The following is a 20138-nucleotide window of genomic DNA, read 5'->3' on the forward strand; positions in this document are numbered from 1 at the left end:
GACGCGAATCGGTGACCAGCCTTGAAGCGGTGCGCCGGCTTGCGGCCTGTCCACGGCCGGACGGGCCTCGCGCAACGCACGCGGGCCGCCGTGCGGGCGGCGCGGCGCCGCCTTACAATATCGGCTTACCCAGAGGCGCTCAACATGTCGTTTTCCCGAAGCGCAGCCGATGCGGCTGACACTCTCCCCGACCTCGCCGCCACGCTCGGCGCGCCGGCCCTTGGCGCGTTCGTCACGCTCGGCGACGCGTTTCATACGCGGCTGCCGGCCGCGCCGCTGCCCGCGCCGTACGTCGTCGGCTGTTCCGACGAAGTCGCGCAGCTGCTCGGCCTGCCGGCATCGTTCGCCGCCCAACCCGGATTCGCCGAGCTGTTCGCCGGCAACCCGACGCGCGACTGGCCCGCGAACGCGCTGCCGTACGCGTCGGTGTATTCCGGTCACCAGTTCGGCGTGTGGGCCGGCCAGCTCGGCGACGGCCGCGCGCTGACGATCGGCGAACTTCCCGGCACCGACGGCCAGCGCTACGAGTTGCAGATCAAGGGCGGCGGACGCACGCCGTATTCGCGGATGGGCGACGGCCGCGCCGTGCTGCGTTCGTCGATCCGCGAATTCCTGTGTTCCGAAGCGATGCATCACCTCGGCATCCCGACCACGCGCGCGCTCACGGTGATCGGCTCCGACCAGCCGGTGGTGCGCGAGGAGATCGAGACGTCGGCCGTCGTCACGCGCGTGTCGGAGAGCTTCGTGCGCTTCGGCCACTTCGAGCACTTCTTCTCGAACGATCGCCCGGACCTGTTGCGCCAGCTCGCCGATCACGTGATCGACCGCTTCTATCCGACGTGCCGCGACGCCGACGATCCGTACCTCGCCCTGCTCGAAGCCGCGACGCTGCGCACGGCCGACCTCGTCGCGCAATGGCAGGCCGTCGGCTTCTGCCACGGCGTGATGAACACCGACAACATGTCGATCCTCGGCCTGACGATCGACTACGGTCCGTTCGGCTTCGTCGACGCGTTCGACGCGAATCACATCTGCAACCACTCCGACACGAGCGGCCGCTATGCGTACCGGATGCAGCCGCGCATCGCGCACTGGAACTGCTACTGCCTCGCACAGGCGCTGCTGCCGCTGATCGGGCTGCAGCACGGCATCGCCGACGACGATGCGCGCGCCGAGCGCGCGGTCGAGGACGCGCAGGCCGTGCTCGCGAAGTTTCCGGAGCGCTTCGGACCCGCGCTCGAACGCGCGATGCGTGCGAAGCTCGGCCTCGAGCTCGAACGCGAAAACGACGCCGAGCTCGCGAACAAGCTGCTCGAAACGATGCACGCAAGCCATGCGGACTTCACGCTGACGTTCCGCCGGCTCGCGCAGCTGTCGAAGCACGACGCGAGCCGCGACGCGCCGGTGCGCGACCTGTTCATCGATCGCGACGCATTCGACGCGTGGGCGAACCTCTACCGCACGCGGCTGTCCGAGGAGACGCGCGACGACGCGGCCCGCGCGGCCGCGATGAACCGCGTGAACCCGAAATACGTGCTGCGCAACCATCTGGCCGAAGTCGCGATCCGGCGCGCGAAGGAAAAGGACTTTTCCGAAGTCGAACGACTCGCGCAGGTGCTGCGCCGGCCGTTCGACGAACAACCGGAACATGAAGCGTATGCGGCATTGCCGCCCGACTGGGCCGGGTCGCTCGAAGTGAGCTGTTCGTCGTGACCCGCACGACCCGACCGACCGATCAGGAGAACACCCACATGTCACACGATACCGACGATAAAACCTACCCGTACCCGAAGGATGACGACGAACTGCGCCGCCGACTCACGCCGATGCAGTACGAAGTCACGCAGCATGCGGCGACCGAGCGCGCGTTCACCGGCGAATACACCGACACCGAAGATGCCGGCATCTATAAATGCGTCGTCTGCAGCACGCCGCTGTTCGAATCCGGCGCGAAATTCCATTCGGGCTGCGGCTGGCCCAGCTATTTCAAGCCGCTGAACGGCGAGGTGATCGACGAGAAGATCGACCGCACGCACGGGATGGTGCGCGTCGAGGTTCGCTGCAACCATTGCGGCGCGCATCTCGGCCACGTGTTCGAGGACGGCCCGCGCGACAAGACCGGTTTGCGGTACTGCATCAATTCGGCTGCGTTAAACTTCGAGTCTCGACCCGAAAACGAATGAGCGGCGCCGGACGGATCGGTCGGACAGCCTTGCCGGCTGCGCCGATCCCGGACGGTGTCGCCTGGCGGGTCCCCACAACGGTGAAAGACCGCGCGATGCGGTCTTTCACGCAGCTGCGAGCGCCATGAAATTCCTGTTCGATCTGTTTCCGATCATCCTGTTTTTCGCCGCCTTCAAGGTCTGGGGCATCTTCACCGCCACCGCCGTCGCGATCGTCGCGACGCTGGCCCAGGTCGCGTGGGTCGCCTTCCGGCACCGGAAGGTCGACACGATGCTGTGGGTCAGTCTCGGCGTGATCGTCGTGTTCGGCGGCGCCACCCTCGTCCTGCATGACGAAAAATTCATTCAATGGAAACCGACAGTGCTGTACTGGTTGTTTGCGATCGGGCTGCTCGCCGCACGCTATGCGTTCGGCAACAACCTGATCGAGAAGATGATGGGCAAGCAGCTCACGCTGCCGCATCCCGTGTGGGACAAGCTGAACGTCGCGTGGGCGCTGTTCTTCGCGGTGCTCGGCGTCGCGAACCTGTACGTGGTGCACAACTACACCGAATCGCAGTGGGTGAACTTCAAGCTGTTCGGGACGACGGGCGCGATGGTCGTGTTCATCATCCTGCAGAGCCTGTGGCTCACGAAGTACCTGAAGGACGAATGACATGACCGACGCCTTTCTCGACGCCTCGCCCGACGAGCGCATCGCGCTGATCGAAGCGCGCCTGACCGCCTCGCTCGCGCCGCTGTCGCTCGCGGTGCGCGACGATAGCGCGCAGCACGCGGGCCACGCCGGCGCGGCCGCCGGCGGCCACTACACGGTCACGATCGTGTCGTCCGCATTCGCGGGCAAGCCGCGCGTGGCGCGGCACCGGCTGGTGTATGATGCGCTCGCTGATGCGATGCAGCGCGGCATACACGCGCTCGCGATCGTGGCTTATACGCCCGAAGAATTCAACGAATCTTCAATCTAGTCTCAACAGGAATTCCCGATGATCCTGAAATCCCCCCGCCTGTGGGTCGCGGCGGCTGCTTTTGCAGCGGCACCGGCATTCGCCCAGAACATCGCCGTCGTGAACGGCACGCCGATTCCGAAGTCACGCGCCGATGCGATGGTCGCGCAGCTGGTCCAGCAAGGTCAGACCGACAGCCCGCAACTGCAGCAGGCCGTGCGCCAGGAACTCGTGAACCGCGAAATCCTGATGCAGGAAGCGATCCGCGAAGGCATCCCGAACCGCCCGGACGTGAAGGCGCAGGTCGCCGTCGCGCAGCAGACGGTCGTGCTGCGCTCGATGATCGAGAGCTTCCTGAAGAAGAACCAGCCGAGCGAAGCGGATGTGAAGGCGCGCTATGACGAGCTCGTGAAGGGTGCCGGCGGCAACCGCGAGTACCACCTGCATCACATCCTCGTCGACAACGAGCAGCAGGCGAAGGACCTGATCGCGAAGATCAAGGGCGGCGCGAAGTTCGAGGATCTCGCGAAGCAGTACTCGAAGGATCCGGGTTCGGGCAAGAATGGCGGCGACCTCGACTGGTCCGACCCGAAGGCGTACGTGCCGGAATTCGCGGCGGCCGCGCAGAAGCTGCAGAAAGGCCAGATGACCGACACGCCGGTGAAGACGCAGTTCGGCTGGCACATCATCCGTGCCGACGACATCCGCGATGTCGCGCCGCCGCCGTTCGATCAGGTGAAGGCGCAGATCGCCCAGCAGCTCGTGCAGCAGAAGCTGCAGGCGTTCGAAGAAGGCCTGCGCCAGCAGGCGAAGATCCAGTAACGTCGGCGACACTCGCCCACGCAAAGGCCGCTCCCCGGAGCGGCCTTTTTCATGCGCGCGTGCTGCTGCGGCATGCGACGCGCCGGACGCAGCCGACCCGCGCGTCACGGCCCGGATGTGCATGGTTGCGGCTCGCCGCCCTGCCCGGCCGCGCAAAGAAAAAGCCGCTTCGAGGCGGCTTTTTTTCGGAACGGCTGGATCCTGTACGGACAGCGCGGTGAACCGCTATGCCGGATAGAACGCAGCGTGATAGCGGACCTCACCCGACGGCCGCGGCGCAGCTTCGTCGAACGCCAGCGCGAGGAAATACTCGCGCGGCGCATCCGCGAACACGAGATCGCCGGACGGCACGAAGCCGAAACGCGCGTAGTACGCGGGATCGCCGAGCACGACGCAGCCGCGCGCACCGCGCCGGCGCAATGCGTCGAGCCCCGTGCGCACGAGCCCCGCACCGATGCTCTGGCGCCGACATTCGGGTCGCACCGCGAGCGGTGCGAGCCCGTACCACGCGTGACTGCCGGCCGGCTCGCCGCCGATCGAGACCGGCGAGAACGCGACGTGACCGATCACGCGCTCGTCGCGCTCCGCGACGAGCGACACGCCGAGCGCGCCATCCGCGCGCAGCGCGTCGACGACCTGCCGCTCGAGCTGCCCGTGCTGCGGTTCGTCCGCGAACGCGGCCATGATCACACGACCGATCGCATCGACGTCGCCGGCGCGTTCATCGCGCAGCGTGACGATCTCGACCGGTGCGTGCGGATCGAACATCAACCGATCCAGCGGCGTGCGTTACGGAACACGCGCATCCACGGGCTTGCTTCGTCCCAATCTTCCGGATGCCAGCTCATCGTGACCGTGCGGTGCACGCGCTCCATGTGCGGCATCAGCACCGAGAAGCGGCCGTCGGCCGTCGTGACCGACGTAATGCCGGCCGGCGACCCGTTCGGGTTGAACGGATAGCGCTCGGTCGCTTCGCCGCGGTGGTCGATGTAGCGCATCGCGACCGCGACGCGATCGATGTCGCCCTGCTGCGAGAAGTCCGCATAGCCTTCGCCGTGCGCGACCGCCACCGGAATCCGCGAGCCTTCCATTCCGGCGAAGAAGATCGACGGCGACTTCTCGACTTCGACGAACGAGAAGCGCGCCTCGAACTGCTCGGACTTGTTGCGCGTGAACTTCGGCCAAGCCTCGGCACCCGGAATCATCGACGCGAGGCTCGACAGCATCTGGCAACCGTTGCAGATGCCGAGCGCGAACGTGTCGGGGCGCGCGAAGAACGCCGAGAACATGTCGGCGAGGTTCGCGTTGAAGCGGATCGTCTTCGCCCAGCCTTCGCCGGCACCCAGCACGTCGCCGTACGAGAAACCGCCGCACGCCACCGCGCCCGCGAAATCGGCGAGCGTCGCGCGGCCCGCGAGCAGGTCGCTCATGTGCACGTCGTGCGCGTCGAAGCCCGCGCGGTCGAACGCGTACGCCGTTTCGAGGTGCGAGTTCACGCCCTGCTCGCGCAGGATCGCGACGCGCGGGCGTGCGCCCGTCGCGATGAACGGCGCGGCGATGTCGTCGGCCGGATCGAACGTCAGCACCGGCGAGATGCCCGGATCCGCCGCATCGAGCAGCGCGTCGTATTCGGCGTCCGCGCAAGCCGGGTTGTCGCGCAGGCGCGCGATGCGCCAGCTCACTTCGCCCCAGGCACGATGAAGTTCGGCGCGCGGCGCGTCGAAGACCTTCTTCGCATCGCGGTACACCTCGATCACGTCGCGCTCGTTGACCGTGCCGATCACATGCGAGCACGCCGACAGGCCGAACTCGCGCAGCGCGCCAAGCACCGCGTCGCGATCGGCCGTGCGCACCTGCACGACGGCGCCGAGTTCTTCCGAGAACAGCGCGCGCAGCGTGCGATCCTCGCGACGGCCGCTCGTCTGCTTCGCCCAGTCCTTCGCGTCGCCGTAGTCGGATTCGTGATTCGGGTCGAGCGTCAGCATGTCGACGTTCAGCGACACGCCCGCGTGACCCGCGAACGCCATTTCGCACACCGTCGCCCACAGGCCGCCGTCCGAGCGGTCGTGGTACGCGAGCAGCTTGTCTTGCGCGTTAAGCGTCTGGATCGCGTTGAAGAAGCGCTTCAGGTCTTCCGGATCGTCGACGTCCGGCGTCGCGTCACCGACCTGCTGCGTGACCTGCGCGAAGATGCTGCCGCCCATCCGGTTCTTGCCGCGGCCGAGATCGATCGCGATCAGCACGCTGTCGCCCGCGTCGGCGATGCGGCGCAGTTGCGGCGTCAGGTGGCGGCGCACGTCCTCGACCGGTGCGAACGCGGAGATGATAAGCGACACCGGCGACACGACTTCCTTCGCGACGCCCTGCTCGTCCCACTTGGTCTTCATCGACAGCGAGTCCTTGCCGACCGGAATGCCGATCCCGAGCGCCGGGCACAGCTCCATGCCGATCGCCCGGACCGTATCGAACAGCGCGGCATCCTCGCCGGCCGTGCCGCACGCGGCCATCCAGTTCGCCGACAGCTTGAGCTTGTCGAGCGACGCGATCGGCGCGCTCGCGATGTTCGTGATCGCCTCGCCGACGGCCATGCGGCCCGATGCCGGCGCGTCGATCACCGCGAGCGGCGTGCGCTCGGCCATCGTCATCGCCTCGCCCTTGAAGCCCGCGTAGTCGAGCGCGGTCACTGCGCAGTCGGCCACCGGCACTTGCCACGGGCCGACCATCTGGTCGCGCACCGACGTGCCGCCGACCGAACGGTCGCCGATCGTGATCAGGAACGACTTGCTGCCGACCGTCGGGTGCTTCAGCACGTCGACCGCGACTTCCGACAGCGCGATGCCCGTCACGTCGACCGGCGCGCGCTCGGTGGCGACGCGCGCGACGTCGCGGTGCATGCGCGGCGGCTTGCCGAGCAGCACTTCCATCGGCATGTCGACCGGGTATTCGTCGGTGCCCGTCGCTTCGTCGTCGACGAGCTTCAGCTGGCGTTCGTCGGTCGCGACACCGACCACCGCGAACGGGCAGCGCTCGCGTGCGCAGATCGCCTCGAAGCGCGGCAGGTCGGCCGGCGCGATCGCCAGCACGTAGCGCTCCTGCGCCTCGTTCGACCAGATTTCGCGCGGCGACAGGCCCGATTCCTCGAGCGCGACCTTGCGCAGTTCGAAGCGCGCGCCCTTGCCCGCGCCGTCGACGATCTCGGGGAACGCGTTCGACAGGCCGCCCGCGCCGACGTCATGGATGCTCAGGATCGGGTTTTCCGCGCCGAGCTGCCAGCAGCCGTTGATCACTTCCTGCGCGCGCCGCTCGATTTCCGGGTTGCCGCGCTGCACCGAGTCGAAGTCGAGTTCGGCCGTGTTCGCGCCGGTCGCCATCGAGCTCGCCGCGCCGCCGCCCATGCCGATCCGCATGCCGGGGCCGCCGATCTGGATCAGCAGGGAGCCTGCCGGCACGTCGTGCTTGTGCGTATGCTGATCCGCGATGTTGCCGAGGCCGCCCGCGATCATGATCGGCTTGTGATAGCCGCGCACCTGACCGTCGACGTTCTGCTCGTACACGCGGAAGTAGCCGCCGAGGTTCGGACGGCCGAATTCGTTGTTGAACGCGGCGCCGCCGAGCGGGCCGTCGATCATGATCTGCAGCGGCGATGCGATGCGGTCCGGACGGCCGTACGGGCCGTGCGCATCGTTCGGGTTGCGCTCGCCGAGCGGCTGCGCCGCGTCGCGTGCGTTTTCCCACGACTGGCGCGCGCCGGGCAGGTCGAGGTTCGACACGGTGAAACCGGTGAGGCCGGCCTTCGGACGCGCACCGCGGCCCGTCGCGCCTTCGTCGCGGATCTCGCCGCCCGCGCCGGTCGCCGCGCCCGGGAACGGCGAGATCGCCGTCGGGTGGTTGTGCGTCTCGACCTTCATCAGCGTGTGCGTGAGTTCGGTGTGGCGCCCGTAGCGCTCGCCCGGCTCGCCGGCCGCGCCCGCGTTGCGCGGGAACCAGCGCTCGGCCTCGGCACCGACCATGATCGACGAGTTGTCCGAATACGCGACGATCGTGCCCTGCGGGCTCAGCTTCTCGGTGTTGCGGATCATCGCGAACAGCGACATGTCCTGCGGCTCGCCGTCGATCGTCCACTGCGCGTTGAAGATCTTGTGGCGGCAGTGCTCGCTGTTCGCCTGCGCGAACATCATCAGCTCGACGTCGGTCGGGTTGCGTTCGAGCTTGCGGAACGCGTCGACCAGGTAGTCGATTTCGTCATCGGCGAGCGCGAGGCCCAGCTCGACGTTCGCGCGCTCGAGCGCGCCGCGGCCGACGCCCAGCACGTCGACGGTCGCGAGCGGCTTGGCCGGCAGTTCGTCGAACAGGTGCTTCGCGTCGTCGCGCGCGGCGACCACGCTTTCGGTCATCCGGTCATGCAGTGCGGCCGCGACCGCTGCGCGCGCGTCATCGGACAGCGCCTTCTTGCCGCCGAGCAGGCCCGACTTCAGCGTGACCGTGAATTCGACGCCGCGCTCGATGCGACGCACCTGCGTGAGGCCGCAGTGCTGCGCGATGTCGGTCGCCTTGCTGGCCCACGGCGACACCGTGCCGAAGCGCGGCAGCACCACGAAGGTCTCGGTCGCGCCCTTCTCGGCCGCCGGCTCGAACGGCGCGCCGTAGTGCATCAGCGCGTCGATGCGTGCGCTGTCGTCGGTCGACAGCGGCTCGGCCGCATTGACGAAGTGCAGGAACTGGCCGCGCACCGCGACGATGTTGGCGTCGATTTGCCTGAGCGTGTCGAGCAGACGGGTTTGACGGAAATCGGAGAGGGCCGAAGCGCCGGGAAAACACGAGAAGTGAGCCATGGGCTGGACTGACGTCGATGAGTCGCGCGAGGTGGCGACGTGGGGCGAAAGGTAGGGTAGCCCCCCTTCCTTACGGAAGAAGGGCCCCCTAAGAACCGTACGTGCGAGTTTCCCCGCATACGGCTCAAGCCTACAAGAGCGAAATCTGGCCTACGGCCAGACCGGCTTAGTTACTGCAATTTTACCGGCGTGCACCTGCCGATGACAGTCCGGATGTAGCAAAACCCGGTTGGAGAGAGAGTCCGATCCGCCATGCATCCGATATTCCAGATGATGATCGTGCCAACCCGTCTCGTCCGTCAGGGCACTGCCGCAATGCGCACAACAGCCGCTTTGTGACATGTACAGCGAAGCCCATTGCTTCCGATAGCGCATCGAATTCCACATACGCTCCTGCCGCAATTCTTCGCCATACTGCTCCATCGTCGGATCGAAGGGATTGAAGTCCCCCTTCACCTTCTTGTGCCTTCTGATTTCCGTACCGCTGAGTTGGTACATCTCCAGAAGGCCCTTACTGCCGTCTTCGCGCACCGTGGGCGCCGCGAACACCCAATTGCGGTTTCCGACCGTGTGAAAGTACTTCCTCTTCACCCAGTCTTTACCCTTGTTTGGATGCCGCCGTTTCGACCACCGCCAGAGCCTCCTGACCACTAGGTGCTCCATGCGGGTGTACGCCTGCTTGGCAACTACGGGGCTGTGATACTGCGCCCAACCTCGTAGTATCGGGTTCAGCAGAAGGATCAAGCTCTCCTGCTTCGCCGCCTTGTTGCTGCTGATTGTTTCCTCGACCTTGCGATAGAACGTCTTTACGTTCTTCTTGCTCGGTTTGATGAGCAGCGTTCCCGAGTACTTCCGGAAATTCCACCCAAGGAAATCGAAACCGTCGTTGATGTGGACGATCCGCGTCTTTTCCTCGGAAAGTTGCAGTCCTCGTTGTGCAAGGAAGGCTTCTACCCAAGGTCTGACATCGTTTTCTAGCACCTCTTGCGAAGTGCCTGTGATCACAAAGTCGTCGGCGTACCGCACCACTCTTACCTTCAGCTTCTTGGCCCGAACAATCCCGAACGTAACATTCAGATGCCCCGCCAGTTCTCGTTCAAGCCCATTCAGCGTCACATTGGCCAACGTCGGGGAAATAATGCCTCCCTGTGGCGTACCGGCCTCAGTCGCCTGCAGCTGCCCTTCGTAAATCAGGCCAGCCTTCAACCACTTCCGGAGGATCCCCTTGTCCATTGGGACGTGGTTCACCAGCCAGTCATGGTTGATGTAGTCGAAGCAGCCTTTGATGTCTGCCTCCAGGACCCATTGGGCCGAAGCCTTCTGAGCCAAAGAAACAAACAGTTGCGACATGGCGTCGGCCGTTGAGCGGTTGATCCGAAACCCATATGAGTTCGGGTCGCTCGTCGATTCCGACACTGGCTCCAAAGCCAACAGATACAGAGCTTGCATCGCCCTGTCCCGCATGGTCGGTATGCCCAGAGGGCGTAACTTCCCATTGGCCTTGGGGATAAAGACTCTCCGTAATGGCAGAGGCTTGTATCCGCGCCGCTTCAACTTGCCGACAGCTTCCCATCGGCTCTCAGGCGTGTCCCACAGTTCGCGATCGACTCCAGCCGTTCGCGCACCTTGGTTTTGCGTAACACGTCGTACCGCGTACAACTTCGCGGACAACGTGCGGGTCAGCATCCGTTGCAGGGCTTTCACCCTGCGCCAGTCACCTTCCCGCGTCGCCTTCGCAATTCGAATCTGCATCCCTCTCACGTTCCGTTCCACGCGACGCCAATCGACGTCGTGCCAGTGGTTCGGCGCATGGGAAAGCGCAGACCCACCCTTACGGGTAGATACTTTCATGCTGCTCTCCTGCTCAAAGAAGTGAATCCCTTCGCGGAAAGCAACACGCCCCTTGCGGGAGCGTTTTGCTCCCACAAGGGAAAAGAACAACACTGATAGCTAAGAAGCCACCAGCAATCACCATTTCAGCTTGAGGGTTAGTCAGCCGTCTTGCGACGGTAGACCAGACGGAAGTCTGCCCGCTTTCGCGTGGGGTGATGTCTCAACCCCTATCCGAGCCATTACAGCCCGGCATTCGCTTTTTCCGTCCTCCCATACCCGCACGGCCAACAGCATCCCTTGCGGTCTGCCTGCCGAGCCAGTGGCCCGGCAGCCATACGGGCTTACCACGTTCCCGGCGTGTCACACGACTGGTTTAGGTCCTGCCTCTTCCCCGGCGGTCCGATGACGACGTAACCCGAACCTTCAGCGGGTTATCCGACCGCGCACCTTTTGGTCGATGCCTAACAGCAGCTTTGGCACCACAATTATTACGAGGTTTATCAGCAGTTCACTTACGTTGACCCTGCCAGTCAGCCTAGCTCCTCGATCCGATTGCTGCTCCGAATCTCTACGTGGGGATCTCACGATCTCCACGTACCCGAAACGTCCGGGGGCTTCATTGTCAGGAGAGCTTCAAACCCCACCGTTACCAGTGACGCATGTCTCCCTAGGCTACTGCTGGTCGTACAACAGGTTCTCTATCTCCCCAACTGCGGAGAGATTGAACAATGACACACCGAGCTTTCGCTCGTATCAAGCTGCGAAACCCGAACCGCGAGCGGCCCTGGGAATTGCATACGACACTCCACCCTGTCGGCGGAGATGAAGCCGCTGACTGGGCGGAACCTGATGGTAGTCAGGTCAATACAATGCGTTCAGACGACCAAAATCGGCCGCTTCACGCTTCACAAATGTGGGGTGTAGTCGTTAAACCACACACTCAGCTACTAGAAATGCCGCCTTCCCGTAGGAACTTGGCTGGTACCGCAGTCGATGCTCGTAACGTGAGCTAACGGACACGAGCGTGCGTGTCGCACGAAGGCCGTAATTATACCCGGAACTCGGTCGTCCCAGACCGGCCGATCGGGACCCGTCGCGCACCGCGACGGTGCGCCGCAATCCGCCGCAATCCCCCGCGCCCAGCCACCCGCGCAGCCGCCCGCCGGGCCGGCGTGCCCGGCCGCGGCAGCCGGCGGCCGCACGATGGCGGAATCGGATGGGCTCGCGTGGCGCCGGTTCGCGCGATTTTGGCGCTATCATTCCCGGTTCACCGGGCCGGGGCCCGTCAGCGAATTCTCACCGGGCGGCGTGCGCGCCGCCCGTCATCGAAGCAATCCATGGATGTCATCGTCATCGGCGGCGGACTCAGCGGCGTCGCCACCGCCTACCAGCTGCGCGCGGCCGGCCATCGGGTGTGCGTGGTCGAGCGCCACGCGACCGTCGCGCAAGGCGCGACCTACGGCGACGGCGGCACGCTGCTGCCGAGCCCGCTCGACGTCTGGTTCGGCCCGACCTTCATGCGCGAGCGCCAGCCGCGCGACACCGGCATCGTGTACAAGCCGGGCTTGAACGGCGGCGTACGCCGCTTCGTCAAGCAGCTCGCGGCGCTGCGCGAGCCCGACGCATTCGTCGCGCAGTACGCGCGGCTGCGCCCGCTGGTCGACGCGTCGCGCGAGTCGCTCGCCGACATCGAGGCGCGCTTCCAGCTCGAATTCGAGCAGAAACCGGGGATCCTGCACGTCGTGCGCGACACGCGCGACTGGGAAGCGCTGCAGCCGGCGCTCGACCTGCTGCGCACGCTCGACCAGCCATACCGGGTGCTCACCGCCGACGAATGCGCGGCACTCGAGCCGTCGGTGCCGGCCGAGCCCGGCTTCGCCGGCGGCGTGCTGCTGGAGGCCGAGCGCACCGGCAACTGCCCGCTGTTCGCGAAGCTGGTCAAACAGACGCTCGACGAGCACGGCGTGCAGTTTCGCTTCGGCGCGGACGTCGCCGCGATCCGCATCGACACCGGCCGCGCCGCGGTCGAGCTCGCGCCGCCAGCCGGCGGCCGGCACGCGGCAAAGGCGCACGAGGTCGACGTGATTTCGGCCGACGCGATCGTGGTCGCCGCCGGCGCCGGCAGCCTGCCGCTGCTGGAGCGACTCGGCTGGCGGCTGCCGCTGCATCCGGTTCGCGCCCATACGCTGACCGCGCCGGTCGCGTACGAAGAACATGCGCCGCACCTGAGCGTCGTCGATTCGATCAAGCGGATCTCGATCACGCGCACCCACCAGCGGTTGCGCATCGGCGGCGGCGCCGTGCTGCAGAGCCTCGCCGACACCGCGAAGCCGCTCCCCGAGCCGTTGTCCGAGGCGGCGCTCGCGCTGCTTGGCCAAGCCGTCCACGACTGGGTGCCGGGCGCCGCGAAGATTTCCGCCGCGCTGTCCTGGCAAGGCACGCAGTTGCTGTCGCCGGACGGCCTGCCGGTCGTCGGTCCGACCCCACATCCGCGCGTGTTCGTCAATTTCGGCCACGGTCCGGCCGGCTGGGGCCTCGCGTGCGGGTCTGCTAAAGTGGTGACCGACTGCGTGGGCGGCGACACGCAGCAGTGGCCGGCCGACACGCTCGCCGCGCTGAGCGCCGCGCGCTTCACGACCTGACCGCCGCGGGCCCGTCCCGGGGCGGCTCCCTCCCCGCCGCCATGACCCCGCGATGACGAATGCCCGCCCGCTTCCCGACTCCGCCCCGCTTGCGCTGCTGCGCGTCGCCGACCTGCGCGCGGCCGAGGCCGCCGCAACCGCCGAACTGCCGCCGCACACGCTGATGGGCCGCGCGGGCACCGCCGCCGCGCGCTGGCTGTCCGAACGGGTCGCCGGCGACGAACTCCCGGTCTGGTTCGCGGTCGGCCCCGGCAACAACGGCGGCGACGCGCTGGTGGCCGCCGCGCAGTTGCAACAGCTCGGCGTCGCCACGCAGGCGTGGATGCCGTTGGAGGTCAAGCCGGACGATGCGCAATGGGCGCTCGGCCTCGCGCGCGCGGCCGGCGTGCCGCTGTCGACCGAACCACCTGCATCGCTGGACGATTACGCGTGGGTCGTCGACGGACTGTTCGGCATCGGCCTCGGCCGCGCACTCGACGGCCCGTTCGCCGCACAGGCCGCGCGCATCGCCGCGCACACACGAAACGGCGGCCGCGTGCTCGCGCTCGACGTGCCGAGCGGACTGGACAGCGACACCGGCCGGATCGTCGGCGCGGGCGTCGCCGTCGCCGCGACACATACACTCACCTTCATCGGCGCGAAGCCGGGCCTTTACACGGGCGACGGCCGCGATCTCGCCGGCAAGATCGACATCGCGTCGCTCGACGTCGCACCACCCGCCGCGCCGGCCGTCGTGCTGAATGCGCCGGCCCGGTTCGCCGCCGCGCTGCCCGCCCGCGCGTTCGCGTCGCACAAGGGCACGTTCGGCAGCCTGGCGGTTCTCGGCGGCGATACCGGCATGTGCGGCGCGCCGATCCTCGCCGCGCGTGCCGCGCTGTTCGCGGGTGCTGGCAAGGTGCATGTCGGCTTCCTCGGCGCCGGCGCGCCGCCGTACGACCCGCCTTTTCCGGAGCTGATGCTGCATCCCGCGGACGGCCTCGACCTCGATGCGATGTCCGCGATCGCGGCAGGCTGCGGCCTCGGCACGCGCGAGGCCGCGGCAACCCTCGTGCGTGACGTGCTCGCGCACGACGCCGTGACGCTGCTCGACGCCGACGCGCTGAACCTCGTCGCGACCCACGCCGAGCTCGCGACTGCCATTGCCGCCCGCGGCACGCGCGGCCTCGCGTGCGTGCTGACGCCGCATCCGCTCGAGGCGGCCCGGCTGCTCGGCAGCGATACCGCGACGGTGCAGCACGATCGGCTGGCCGCGGCTCAGGCGCTCGCCGCGCGCTACGCGAGCATCGTCGTGCTGAAGGGTTCGGGCACGGTGATTGCGGCGCCCGACGGCCGCCTGACGATCAACCCGACCGGCAATGCCGCGCTCGCGACCGGCGGCACCGGCGACGTGCTCGGCGGCCTGATCGGCGCGCTGCTCGCGCAGCGCGTCGCGCCGTACGAAGCCGCGCTCGCGGGCGTGTATCTGCACGGCCTCGCGGCCGACACGCTGACCGCGGACGGCAACGGCCCGGCCGGCCTCGTCGCGGGCGAACTCGCGCCGATGGTGCGCACGCTGATCAATCGCCTTTTTTACCCGTCGCCGCGCGCCGACATATAACGCCGCTATACTGAGTGCCCCGCCGCACGGCGGGTCCTCTCGTCCGCCGGCCTTCCGATCCCGATGAGCCGGCGCGGCATTCCTCCCGATTCACGCTTCACTCGAACCGCCATGACGCTGAATTCGCTCCCCGCCTGGACTGCCCTTCAATCCCACTTCGAACAAATCCGCCATGCGCGCCTGCGCGACTGGTTCGCGCCGGAAAACGACCGCGCGCCGACTCGTGCCGAACGCTTCACGATCCCCGGCGGCGGCCTTGCGGCCGACTTGTCGAAGAACCGCATCAACGACGACACGCTGCGCCTGCTCGTGCAACTGGCCCGCGAAGCGGGCGTCGAAGCGCGCCGCGACGCGATGTTCGCCGGCGAGATCGTCAACCCAACGGAAGGCCGCGCCGCGCTGCACACGGCATTGCGCGCGACCGACCCGCACGCGCCGTTCCATGCGCAGATCAGTGCCGAGCGCGCGAAGATGGCGACCTTCGCACGCGCCGTGCGCAGCGGCGCGTGGACCGGCTACACCGGCAAGCGCATCCGCCACGTGATCAACATCGGCATCGGCGGCTCGGATCTCGGACCGAAGATGGTCACGCATGCGCTGCATCACGTCGCGAGCCCGGACATCTCGACCCACTTCGTGTCGAACGTCGACGGCGCCGATCTCGCGCGCGTGCTCGAACAGGTCGACCCGGAGGAAACGCTCGCGATCATCGTGTCGAAGACCTTCACGACGCTCGAGACGATGACGAACGCCCGCTCGCTGCGCGACTGGTTCGTCGCGCGCGGCTGCCCCGAGGCCTCCCTCGCGAAGCACTTCGTCGGCGTGTCGGCGAACCCGGCCGAAGTCGTGAAGTTCGGCATCGACGCGGCCAACGTGTTCGAAATGTGGGACTGGGTCGGCGGCCGCTATTCACTGTGGTCGGCGGTCGGCCTGTCGATCATGATCGCGATCGGGCCCGAGCAGTTCGATGAACTGCTCGCCGGCGCGAACGACATGGACCGCCATTTCCGCCAAGCGCCGCTCGAGCGCAACCTGCCGGTGCTGCTCGGCCTGATCGGCATCTGGTACCGCAACTTCTTCGGCTCGCAGAGCTATCTCGTCGCGCCGTATTCGGAAGCGCTGCACTACCTGCCGTCGTACCTGCAGCAGCTCGAAATGGAAAGCAACGGCAAGTCCGCGCGCCTGGACGGCACGTTCGTCGACTATCCGACGTCGGCCGTCACGTGGGGCGAGCCGGGCACCAACGGCCAGCACGCGTTCTTCCAGATGCTGCACCAGGGCCCGACGATCGTGCCGATCGACTTCATCGCGGTGCTGACGCCCGAGCATCCGCTCGCGAGCCATCACCCGAAGCTGCTCGCGAACTGCTTCGCGCAAAGTGAAGCGCTGATGCTCGGCCGCACGCTCGACGAAGCGCGCAAGGTCGCCGGCCCGGGCAAGGAAGCGCTCGCGCCGCACCTGACGTTCCCGGGCAACCGGCCGACGACGACACTGCTGGTGGATGCGCTGACGCCGCGCACGCTGGGCGCGCTGATCGCGCTCTACGAGCACAAGGTGCTGGTGCAGGCGACGGTGTGGGACATCAATCCGTTCGACCAGTGGGGCGTCGAGCTCGGCAAGATTCTCGGCAAGGTCGTCGAAGCCGACCTGTCGGCCGAGTCGGTCGATCCCGCGAAGCACGATTCATCGACGACCGCGCTGATCGAGCGCGCGCGTGCGGCGCTCAAGCGCTGACGCGGCAACGTCATGCGCATGCCGGTCGCACCGGCAATTTACCGTGTGCGACCGGCGCAAGCATTCAGCGCCGTGCTACGCCGCCTGCGGCGCGACGATGCGTCCGGCGTCGATGGTGACCGTCGTCGCGCAGCGCCGCGCGAGTTCGGCATCGTGCGTGACGAGCACGAGCGTCGCGCCGTGCGCACGATTCAGCTCGAACATCAGGTCGATGACCGCATGGCCCGTGGCCGCATCGAGGCTGCCAGTGGGTTCGTCGGCGAACAGGATCGCCGGGTGCGTGACGAACGCGCGCGCGAGCGCGACGCGCTGCTGTTCGCCACCGGACAGCAGCTTCGGATAATGCGCGGTGCGCTCGCCTAGACCGACCTGCACGAGCAGCGCGCGGGCCCGCTCGGCCGCTTCGCGCGCACCGATGCCGCCCCTCAGCTCAAGCGGCAGCATCACGTTCTCGAGCGCCGTCAGGTGCGGCATCAACTGGAATGACTGAAACACGAATCCGACGGCGCCGTTGCGCAGCGCGGCGCGCTCGTCCTCGTCGAGCTGGTCGAGCGCGCGACCGAGCAGGCGAACCGTGCCGCTCGTCGCGCTGTCCAACCCCGCAAGCAGGCCGAGCAGCGTCGATTTGCCGGACCCCGACGCACCGACGATCGCGAGGCTGCTGCCGGATCGCACACTGAGCGTGATGCCGTCGAGGATCGTCAGCTCGCCCGTTGCGTCGGCGACCCGCTTGCATACGTCTTGGACTTCGATGATCGGATCGGTAATCTTGAACATGGACACGACATTCCACTGGAAGAGACGCGCGGCGCTCGCCGCGCTGCTGGGTACGCTGCTCGCAGCAACCGTGCCCGCACGCGCCGCGACGGCGGCGCCGACATCGGGCCAGGGCCGGCCCGCGCTCGTCGTGCTCGGCGACAGCCTGTCGGCCGAATACGGACTGCCGCGCGACACCGGCTGGGTTGCGCTGCTGCGGCAACGGCTCGCGACCGAGCGAATCGATTATAGCGTCGCGAACGCAAGCGTCAGCGGCGACACCACGAGCGGCGGCCGCGCACGGCTGCCCGCGGTGCTGCAACGGCTCAAGCCGTCGATCGTCGTCGTCGAACTCGGGTCGAACGACGCACTGCGCGGCGTGCCGCTCGCGACGACCGAACAGAACCTGCGTGACATCATCGCCGATGCGCGGCAAGCGCGCGCGAAGGTCGTGCTGGTCGGCATGTACGTGCCGCCCAACTACGGGCCCGATTACACGCAGAAATTCCATGCGGTCTATACGCGGCTGTCGAAGGAACTCGGCGTCCCGCTCGTGCCGTTCCTGCTGGCCGGCATCGAGAACAAGCCGGCGATGTTCCAGTCGGACCAGATGCACCCCGCTCAACAGGCGCAGGGCATCCTGCTCGACAACGTCTGGCCGGCGCTGAAACCGCTGCTCGGCAAACCGCGCGGCTGACCTGACGATTCACCGTTGCCGGAAAACAAAAAGCCCCGCTTGAAGCGGGGCTTTCTGTTGTTGCGTGCGAAACCGTGAACGGCGCTTCGCTCAGTTGCCGCTGTCCTGCGACTGGCTCGGCGTGGTGCCGTACAGCTTCACCTTCGAGCGGTCGCGCAGCGCGGCGAGATACGCTTCGCCTTCGCTTTGCGCTTCGACCTGCGCCATCTGCTGCTGCGCGGCCGCGAGCTGCTGCGGATCGACGGCCGTGCCCGGGATCACCGCGTTCACGCGATAGATCGCGTAGCCGTCCGCACCGAGATCGACACCGACGTAGGCCGGCAGCGTCTTCGCATCGACCTTGTAGACGGCGCTCAGCGCCGCCGGCGTCAGGCCTTGCGATTGCATGCGCGACACCTTCTGCACGGCCGTGAAGCCATCGGCCGATTTCGACTTCTGCAGCTCGGCCAGCTTCGCCGCGCCGTCCTTCTTCGCGAGTTCCGCGGCCTGCTCGGCGACGACCTTCTGACGCACCGCGTCCTTGATCGTGTCGAGCGCCGGCACGGCAGCCGGCTTGTAGTCGGTCACGCGTGCCGAGATCAGCGTGTTGTTGCCCACGTCGATCGCCTGCGTGTTGTTCTGGCTCTTCACCGAGTCGCTCGCGAACACGGCAGCGAGGAACTTCGGATTGTTCAGCGGGCTCGTCGGCGGCAGTTGCGGATTCGGCGTCGGCATGACCGTGGCCGTCTGGATCGTCAGCTTGTACTTGTCGGCGGCCGGCTGCAGCGTCTTCGCCTTTTCGTACACGGTCGACGTAAAGCCTTCCGCGTTGTCCGTGAACGCCTTCGCTGCATACTGCTGCTTCAACTGCACCGCGATCTGGTCCTTCACGTCGGCGAACGGCTTGACCACCGACGGCTTCACTTCCGTCGCCTTCAGGATGTGGAAGCCGAGATCCGACTGCACGACACCGCTGACGTCGCCCTGCTTCAGCGCGAACGCGGCATCGTCGAACGCCTTGCCGCCCGCCGTCGAGCCGCGCGTGATGAAGCCGAGATCGCCGCCCTTCGCTGCCGACGGTGCATCCTGCGAGTTCTTCTGCGCGATCTGCGCGAACTGGTCCGGATGCGCCTTCACGTCGGCCAGCAGCTGCTCGGCCTTCGCCTTCGCGGCCGCCTTGTCGGCAGCGCTCGCGTCGCTCGCCGCGGCGATGAAGATGTGGCTCACGCGTACCTGCGCTTCCGAGCGGAAGTGCGTCGGGTTGTCGTCGTAGAACTTCTTGATGTCCGCATCGTTCGGCTGTGCGCTCGCGGCGGCCGCGGCCGGCGAATAGACGAGATACTGGATCGTCGCCGTTTCCGGCGTCGCGAAGCTCTGCTTGTGCGCGTCATAGTACGCGGTGAGCTGCGCGTCGGTCGGCTGCACCTTCGCCGCGTAGTCGCTCGTCTTCAGCACGAGCGCCTGCACTTCGCGCTGCTGCGCGGCCAGATCCGACAGGCGTTGCGCCGGGCCCTTCGGGGTGAATGCGCTCGCCACGATGCTGGCCGGAATCTGCTGCAGCGCGAGGCTGTAGCGCACGCGCTCCTGGTACTGCTCGGGCGTCATCCCCTGGAACGACAGCAGCTGGGCATAGCGCTCGACGTCGATCGAACCGTCGGGTTTCTTCAGCGACGCGATCATCGGGTCGCTCATCAGCGCGTCGCGCACGGCGTTGTCGGATGCGGTCAGGTGCAGACGTTGGGTCTCGTCGGCCAGCACGCGTTGCTGGATCAGGCCGTCGAGGACCTGCTTGCGATGTTCCGGCGTGTCGAATGCCTTGATGTCGAACTGCCCACCGAGCGCCTGGCGCGCCTGGTCGATCTGCTGGCGGAACGCGCCGTCGAATTCGACCCGCGTGATCTTGTGTCCGTTGATCGCCGCGACGTTCGCGCTGTCGTCGAAGAAGCCGCGGAAACCTTGGATCCCGACGAAACCCAGCCCCGGTAACACGATCAGGAGCAGGAGCGCCATCATCAGGCGCTGGTGATTACGGAAGAAATCGAGCATGCGTGACGGGAAAATTGGACAAAACGTCCGATATTACAACATACGGGGTGGCACGGGAGAAAAGCAGGTGCGC

The 20138-nt window shown here is 66.9% G+C and carries 14 protein-coding genes; 9 read left to right on the forward strand and 5 right to left on the reverse strand.

Annotated features, from left to right (window positions below):
* The first annotated feature begins 144 nt into the window (after window positions 1-144).
* The 5 genes from LMA02_RS09680 to LMA02_RS09700 all read left to right on the forward strand — a co-directional run bounded on the left by LMA02_RS09680 (window position 145) and on the right by LMA02_RS09700 (window position 3949).
* Window positions 145-1713, forward strand: a complete 1569-nt coding sequence (locus LMA02_RS09680) for a protein adenylyltransferase SelO (RefSeq protein ID WP_228904562.1) — start codon at window positions 145-147, stop codon at window positions 1711-1713.
* Window positions 1714-1751: 38 nt separating this feature from the next.
* The gene (gene msrB, locus LMA02_RS09685; protein WP_228904565.1) at window positions 1752-2183 is read left to right on the forward strand and encodes a peptide-methionine (R)-S-oxide reductase MsrB; all 432 of its coding nucleotides are present in this window, start codon (window positions 1752-1754) and stop codon (window positions 2181-2183) included.
* 124 nt (window positions 2184-2307) lie between these two features.
* Window positions 2308-2838, forward strand: a complete 531-nt coding sequence (locus LMA02_RS09690) for a septation protein A (RefSeq protein WP_006753406.1) — start codon at window positions 2308-2310, stop codon at window positions 2836-2838.
* A 1-nt stretch (window position 2839) separates the two neighbouring features.
* A complete protein-coding gene (locus tag LMA02_RS09695) occupies window positions 2840-3148 on the forward strand; it encodes a BolA family protein (protein ID WP_228904567.1) in 309 nt (102 codons plus the stop codon).
* 18 nt (window positions 3149-3166) lie between these two features.
* Window positions 3167-3949 (forward strand): peptidylprolyl isomerase, encoded by a 783-nt coding sequence (locus LMA02_RS09700; protein WP_228904568.1) that lies wholly within the window; start codon window positions 3167-3169, stop codon window positions 3947-3949.
* 225 nt (window positions 3950-4174) lie between these two features.
* Here the strand turns inward: LMA02_RS09700 and LMA02_RS09705 are convergent, their stop codons facing one another.
* From LMA02_RS09705 to ltrA, 3 genes are all read right to left on the reverse strand, one after another.
* Window positions 4175-4717 carry a GNAT family N-acetyltransferase gene (locus LMA02_RS09705; protein WP_228904570.1) on the reverse strand — a complete coding sequence of 181 codons (543 nt, stop codon included), beginning with the start codon at window positions 4715-4717 and terminating at the stop codon, window positions 4175-4177.
* A complete protein-coding gene (purL, locus tag LMA02_RS09710) occupies window positions 4717-8781 on the reverse strand; it encodes a phosphoribosylformylglycinamidine synthase (protein WP_228904571.1) in 4065 nt (1354 codons plus the stop codon). The genes LMA02_RS09705 and purL overlap by 1 nt, the downstream gene beginning before the upstream one ends.
* A 150-nt stretch (window positions 8782-8931) precedes the next feature.
* Window positions 8932-10632 carry a group II intron reverse transcriptase/maturase gene (ltrA, locus tag LMA02_RS09715; RefSeq protein WP_228904573.1) on the reverse strand — a complete coding sequence of 567 codons (1701 nt, stop codon included), beginning with the start codon at window positions 10630-10632 and terminating at the stop codon, window positions 8932-8934.
* A 1319-nt stretch (window positions 10633-11951) separates the two neighbouring features.
* Between ltrA and LMA02_RS09720 the strand changes: the two genes are divergently transcribed.
* The 3 genes from LMA02_RS09720 to pgi all read left to right on the forward strand — a co-directional run bounded on the left by LMA02_RS09720 (window position 11952) and on the right by pgi (window position 16587).
* The gene (locus LMA02_RS09720) at window positions 11952-13256 is read left to right on the forward strand and encodes an FAD-dependent oxidoreductase (protein WP_228904576.1); all 1305 of its coding nucleotides are present in this window, start codon (window positions 11952-11954) and stop codon (window positions 13254-13256) included.
* Window positions 13257-13308: 52 nt separating this feature from the next.
* Entirely contained in the window at window positions 13309-14853 is a 1545-nt protein-coding gene (locus LMA02_RS09725) for an NAD(P)H-hydrate dehydratase (RefSeq protein WP_228904578.1), read from the forward strand.
* 111 nt (window positions 14854-14964) lie between these two features.
* Window positions 14965-16587, forward strand: coding sequence for a glucose-6-phosphate isomerase (gene pgi, locus LMA02_RS09730; protein WP_228904580.1), 1623 nt, complete (start codon window positions 14965-14967; stop codon window positions 16585-16587).
* 75 nt (window positions 16588-16662) lie between these two features.
* On the opposite strand, the gene LMA02_RS09735 is transcribed toward pgi, so the two are convergent.
* Window positions 16663-17364, reverse strand: a complete 702-nt coding sequence (locus LMA02_RS09735) for an ABC transporter ATP-binding protein (RefSeq protein WP_011657158.1) — start codon at window positions 17362-17364, stop codon at window positions 16663-16665.
* On the opposite strand from LMA02_RS09735, the gene LMA02_RS09740 reads away from it, so the two are divergent.
* Window positions 17363-18040 carry an arylesterase gene (locus tag LMA02_RS09740; RefSeq protein WP_228904582.1) on the forward strand — a complete coding sequence of 226 codons (678 nt, stop codon included), beginning with the start codon at window positions 17363-17365 and terminating at the stop codon, window positions 18038-18040. The genes LMA02_RS09735 and LMA02_RS09740 overlap by 2 nt on opposite strands.
* Before the next feature lie 90 nt (window positions 18041-18130).
* On the opposite strand, the gene LMA02_RS09745 is transcribed toward LMA02_RS09740, so the two are convergent.
* Window positions 18131-20065 carry a SurA N-terminal domain-containing protein gene (locus tag LMA02_RS09745; RefSeq protein ID WP_228904584.1) on the reverse strand — a complete coding sequence of 645 codons (1935 nt, stop codon included), beginning with the start codon at window positions 20063-20065 and terminating at the stop codon, window positions 18131-18133.
* Window positions 20066-20138 lie beyond the last annotated feature (73 nt).

Source organism: Burkholderia sp. B21-005 (assembly GCF_020843965.1).
In the GTDB taxonomy this organism is placed as follows: domain Bacteria; phylum Pseudomonadota; class Gammaproteobacteria; order Burkholderiales; family Burkholderiaceae; genus Burkholderia; species Burkholderia ambifaria.

Bases quoted from the DNA above. Each gene is read 5' to 3' on its own strand.
- LMA02_RS09680 (WP_228904562.1), top strand. From the start codon at position 145: ATGTCGTTTTCCCGAAGCGCAGCCGATGCGGCTGACACTCTCCCCGAC.
- msrB (WP_228904565.1), top strand. From the start codon at position 1,752: ATGTCACACGATACCGACGATAAAACCTACCCGTACCCGAAGGATGAC.
- LMA02_RS09690 (WP_006753406.1), top strand. From the start codon at position 2,308: ATGAAATTCCTGTTCGATCTGTTTCCGATCATCCTGTTTTTCGCCGCC.
- LMA02_RS09695 (WP_228904567.1), top strand. From the start codon at position 2,840: ATGACCGACGCCTTTCTCGACGCCTCGCCCGACGAGCGCATCGCGCTG.
- LMA02_RS09700 (WP_228904568.1), top strand. From the start codon at position 3,167: ATGATCCTGAAATCCCCCCGCCTGTGGGTCGCGGCGGCTGCTTTTGCA.
- LMA02_RS09705 (WP_228904570.1), bottom strand. From the start codon at position 4,717: ATGTTCGATCCGCACGCACCGGTCGAGATCGTCACGCTGCGCGATGAA.
- purL (WP_228904571.1), bottom strand. From the start codon at position 8,781: ATGGCTCACTTCTCGTGTTTTCCCGGCGCTTCGGCCCTCTCCGATTTC.
- ltrA (WP_228904573.1), bottom strand. From the start codon at position 10,632: ATGAAAGTATCTACCCGTAAGGGTGGGTCTGCGCTTTCCCATGCGCCG.
- LMA02_RS09720 (WP_228904576.1), top strand. From the start codon at position 11,952: ATGGATGTCATCGTCATCGGCGGCGGACTCAGCGGCGTCGCCACCGCC.
- LMA02_RS09725 (WP_228904578.1), top strand. From the start codon at position 13,309: ATGACGAATGCCCGCCCGCTTCCCGACTCCGCCCCGCTTGCGCTGCTG.
- pgi (WP_228904580.1), top strand. From the start codon at position 14,965: ATGACGCTGAATTCGCTCCCCGCCTGGACTGCCCTTCAATCCCACTTC.
- LMA02_RS09740 (WP_228904582.1), top strand. From the start codon at position 17,363: ATGGACACGACATTCCACTGGAAGAGACGCGCGGCGCTCGCCGCGCTG.
- LMA02_RS09735 (WP_011657158.1), bottom strand. From the start codon at position 17,364: ATGTTCAAGATTACCGATCCGATCATCGAAGTCCAAGACGTATGCAAG.
- LMA02_RS09745 (WP_228904584.1), bottom strand. From the start codon at position 20,065: ATGCTCGATTTCTTCCGTAATCACCAGCGCCTGATGATGGCGCTCCTG.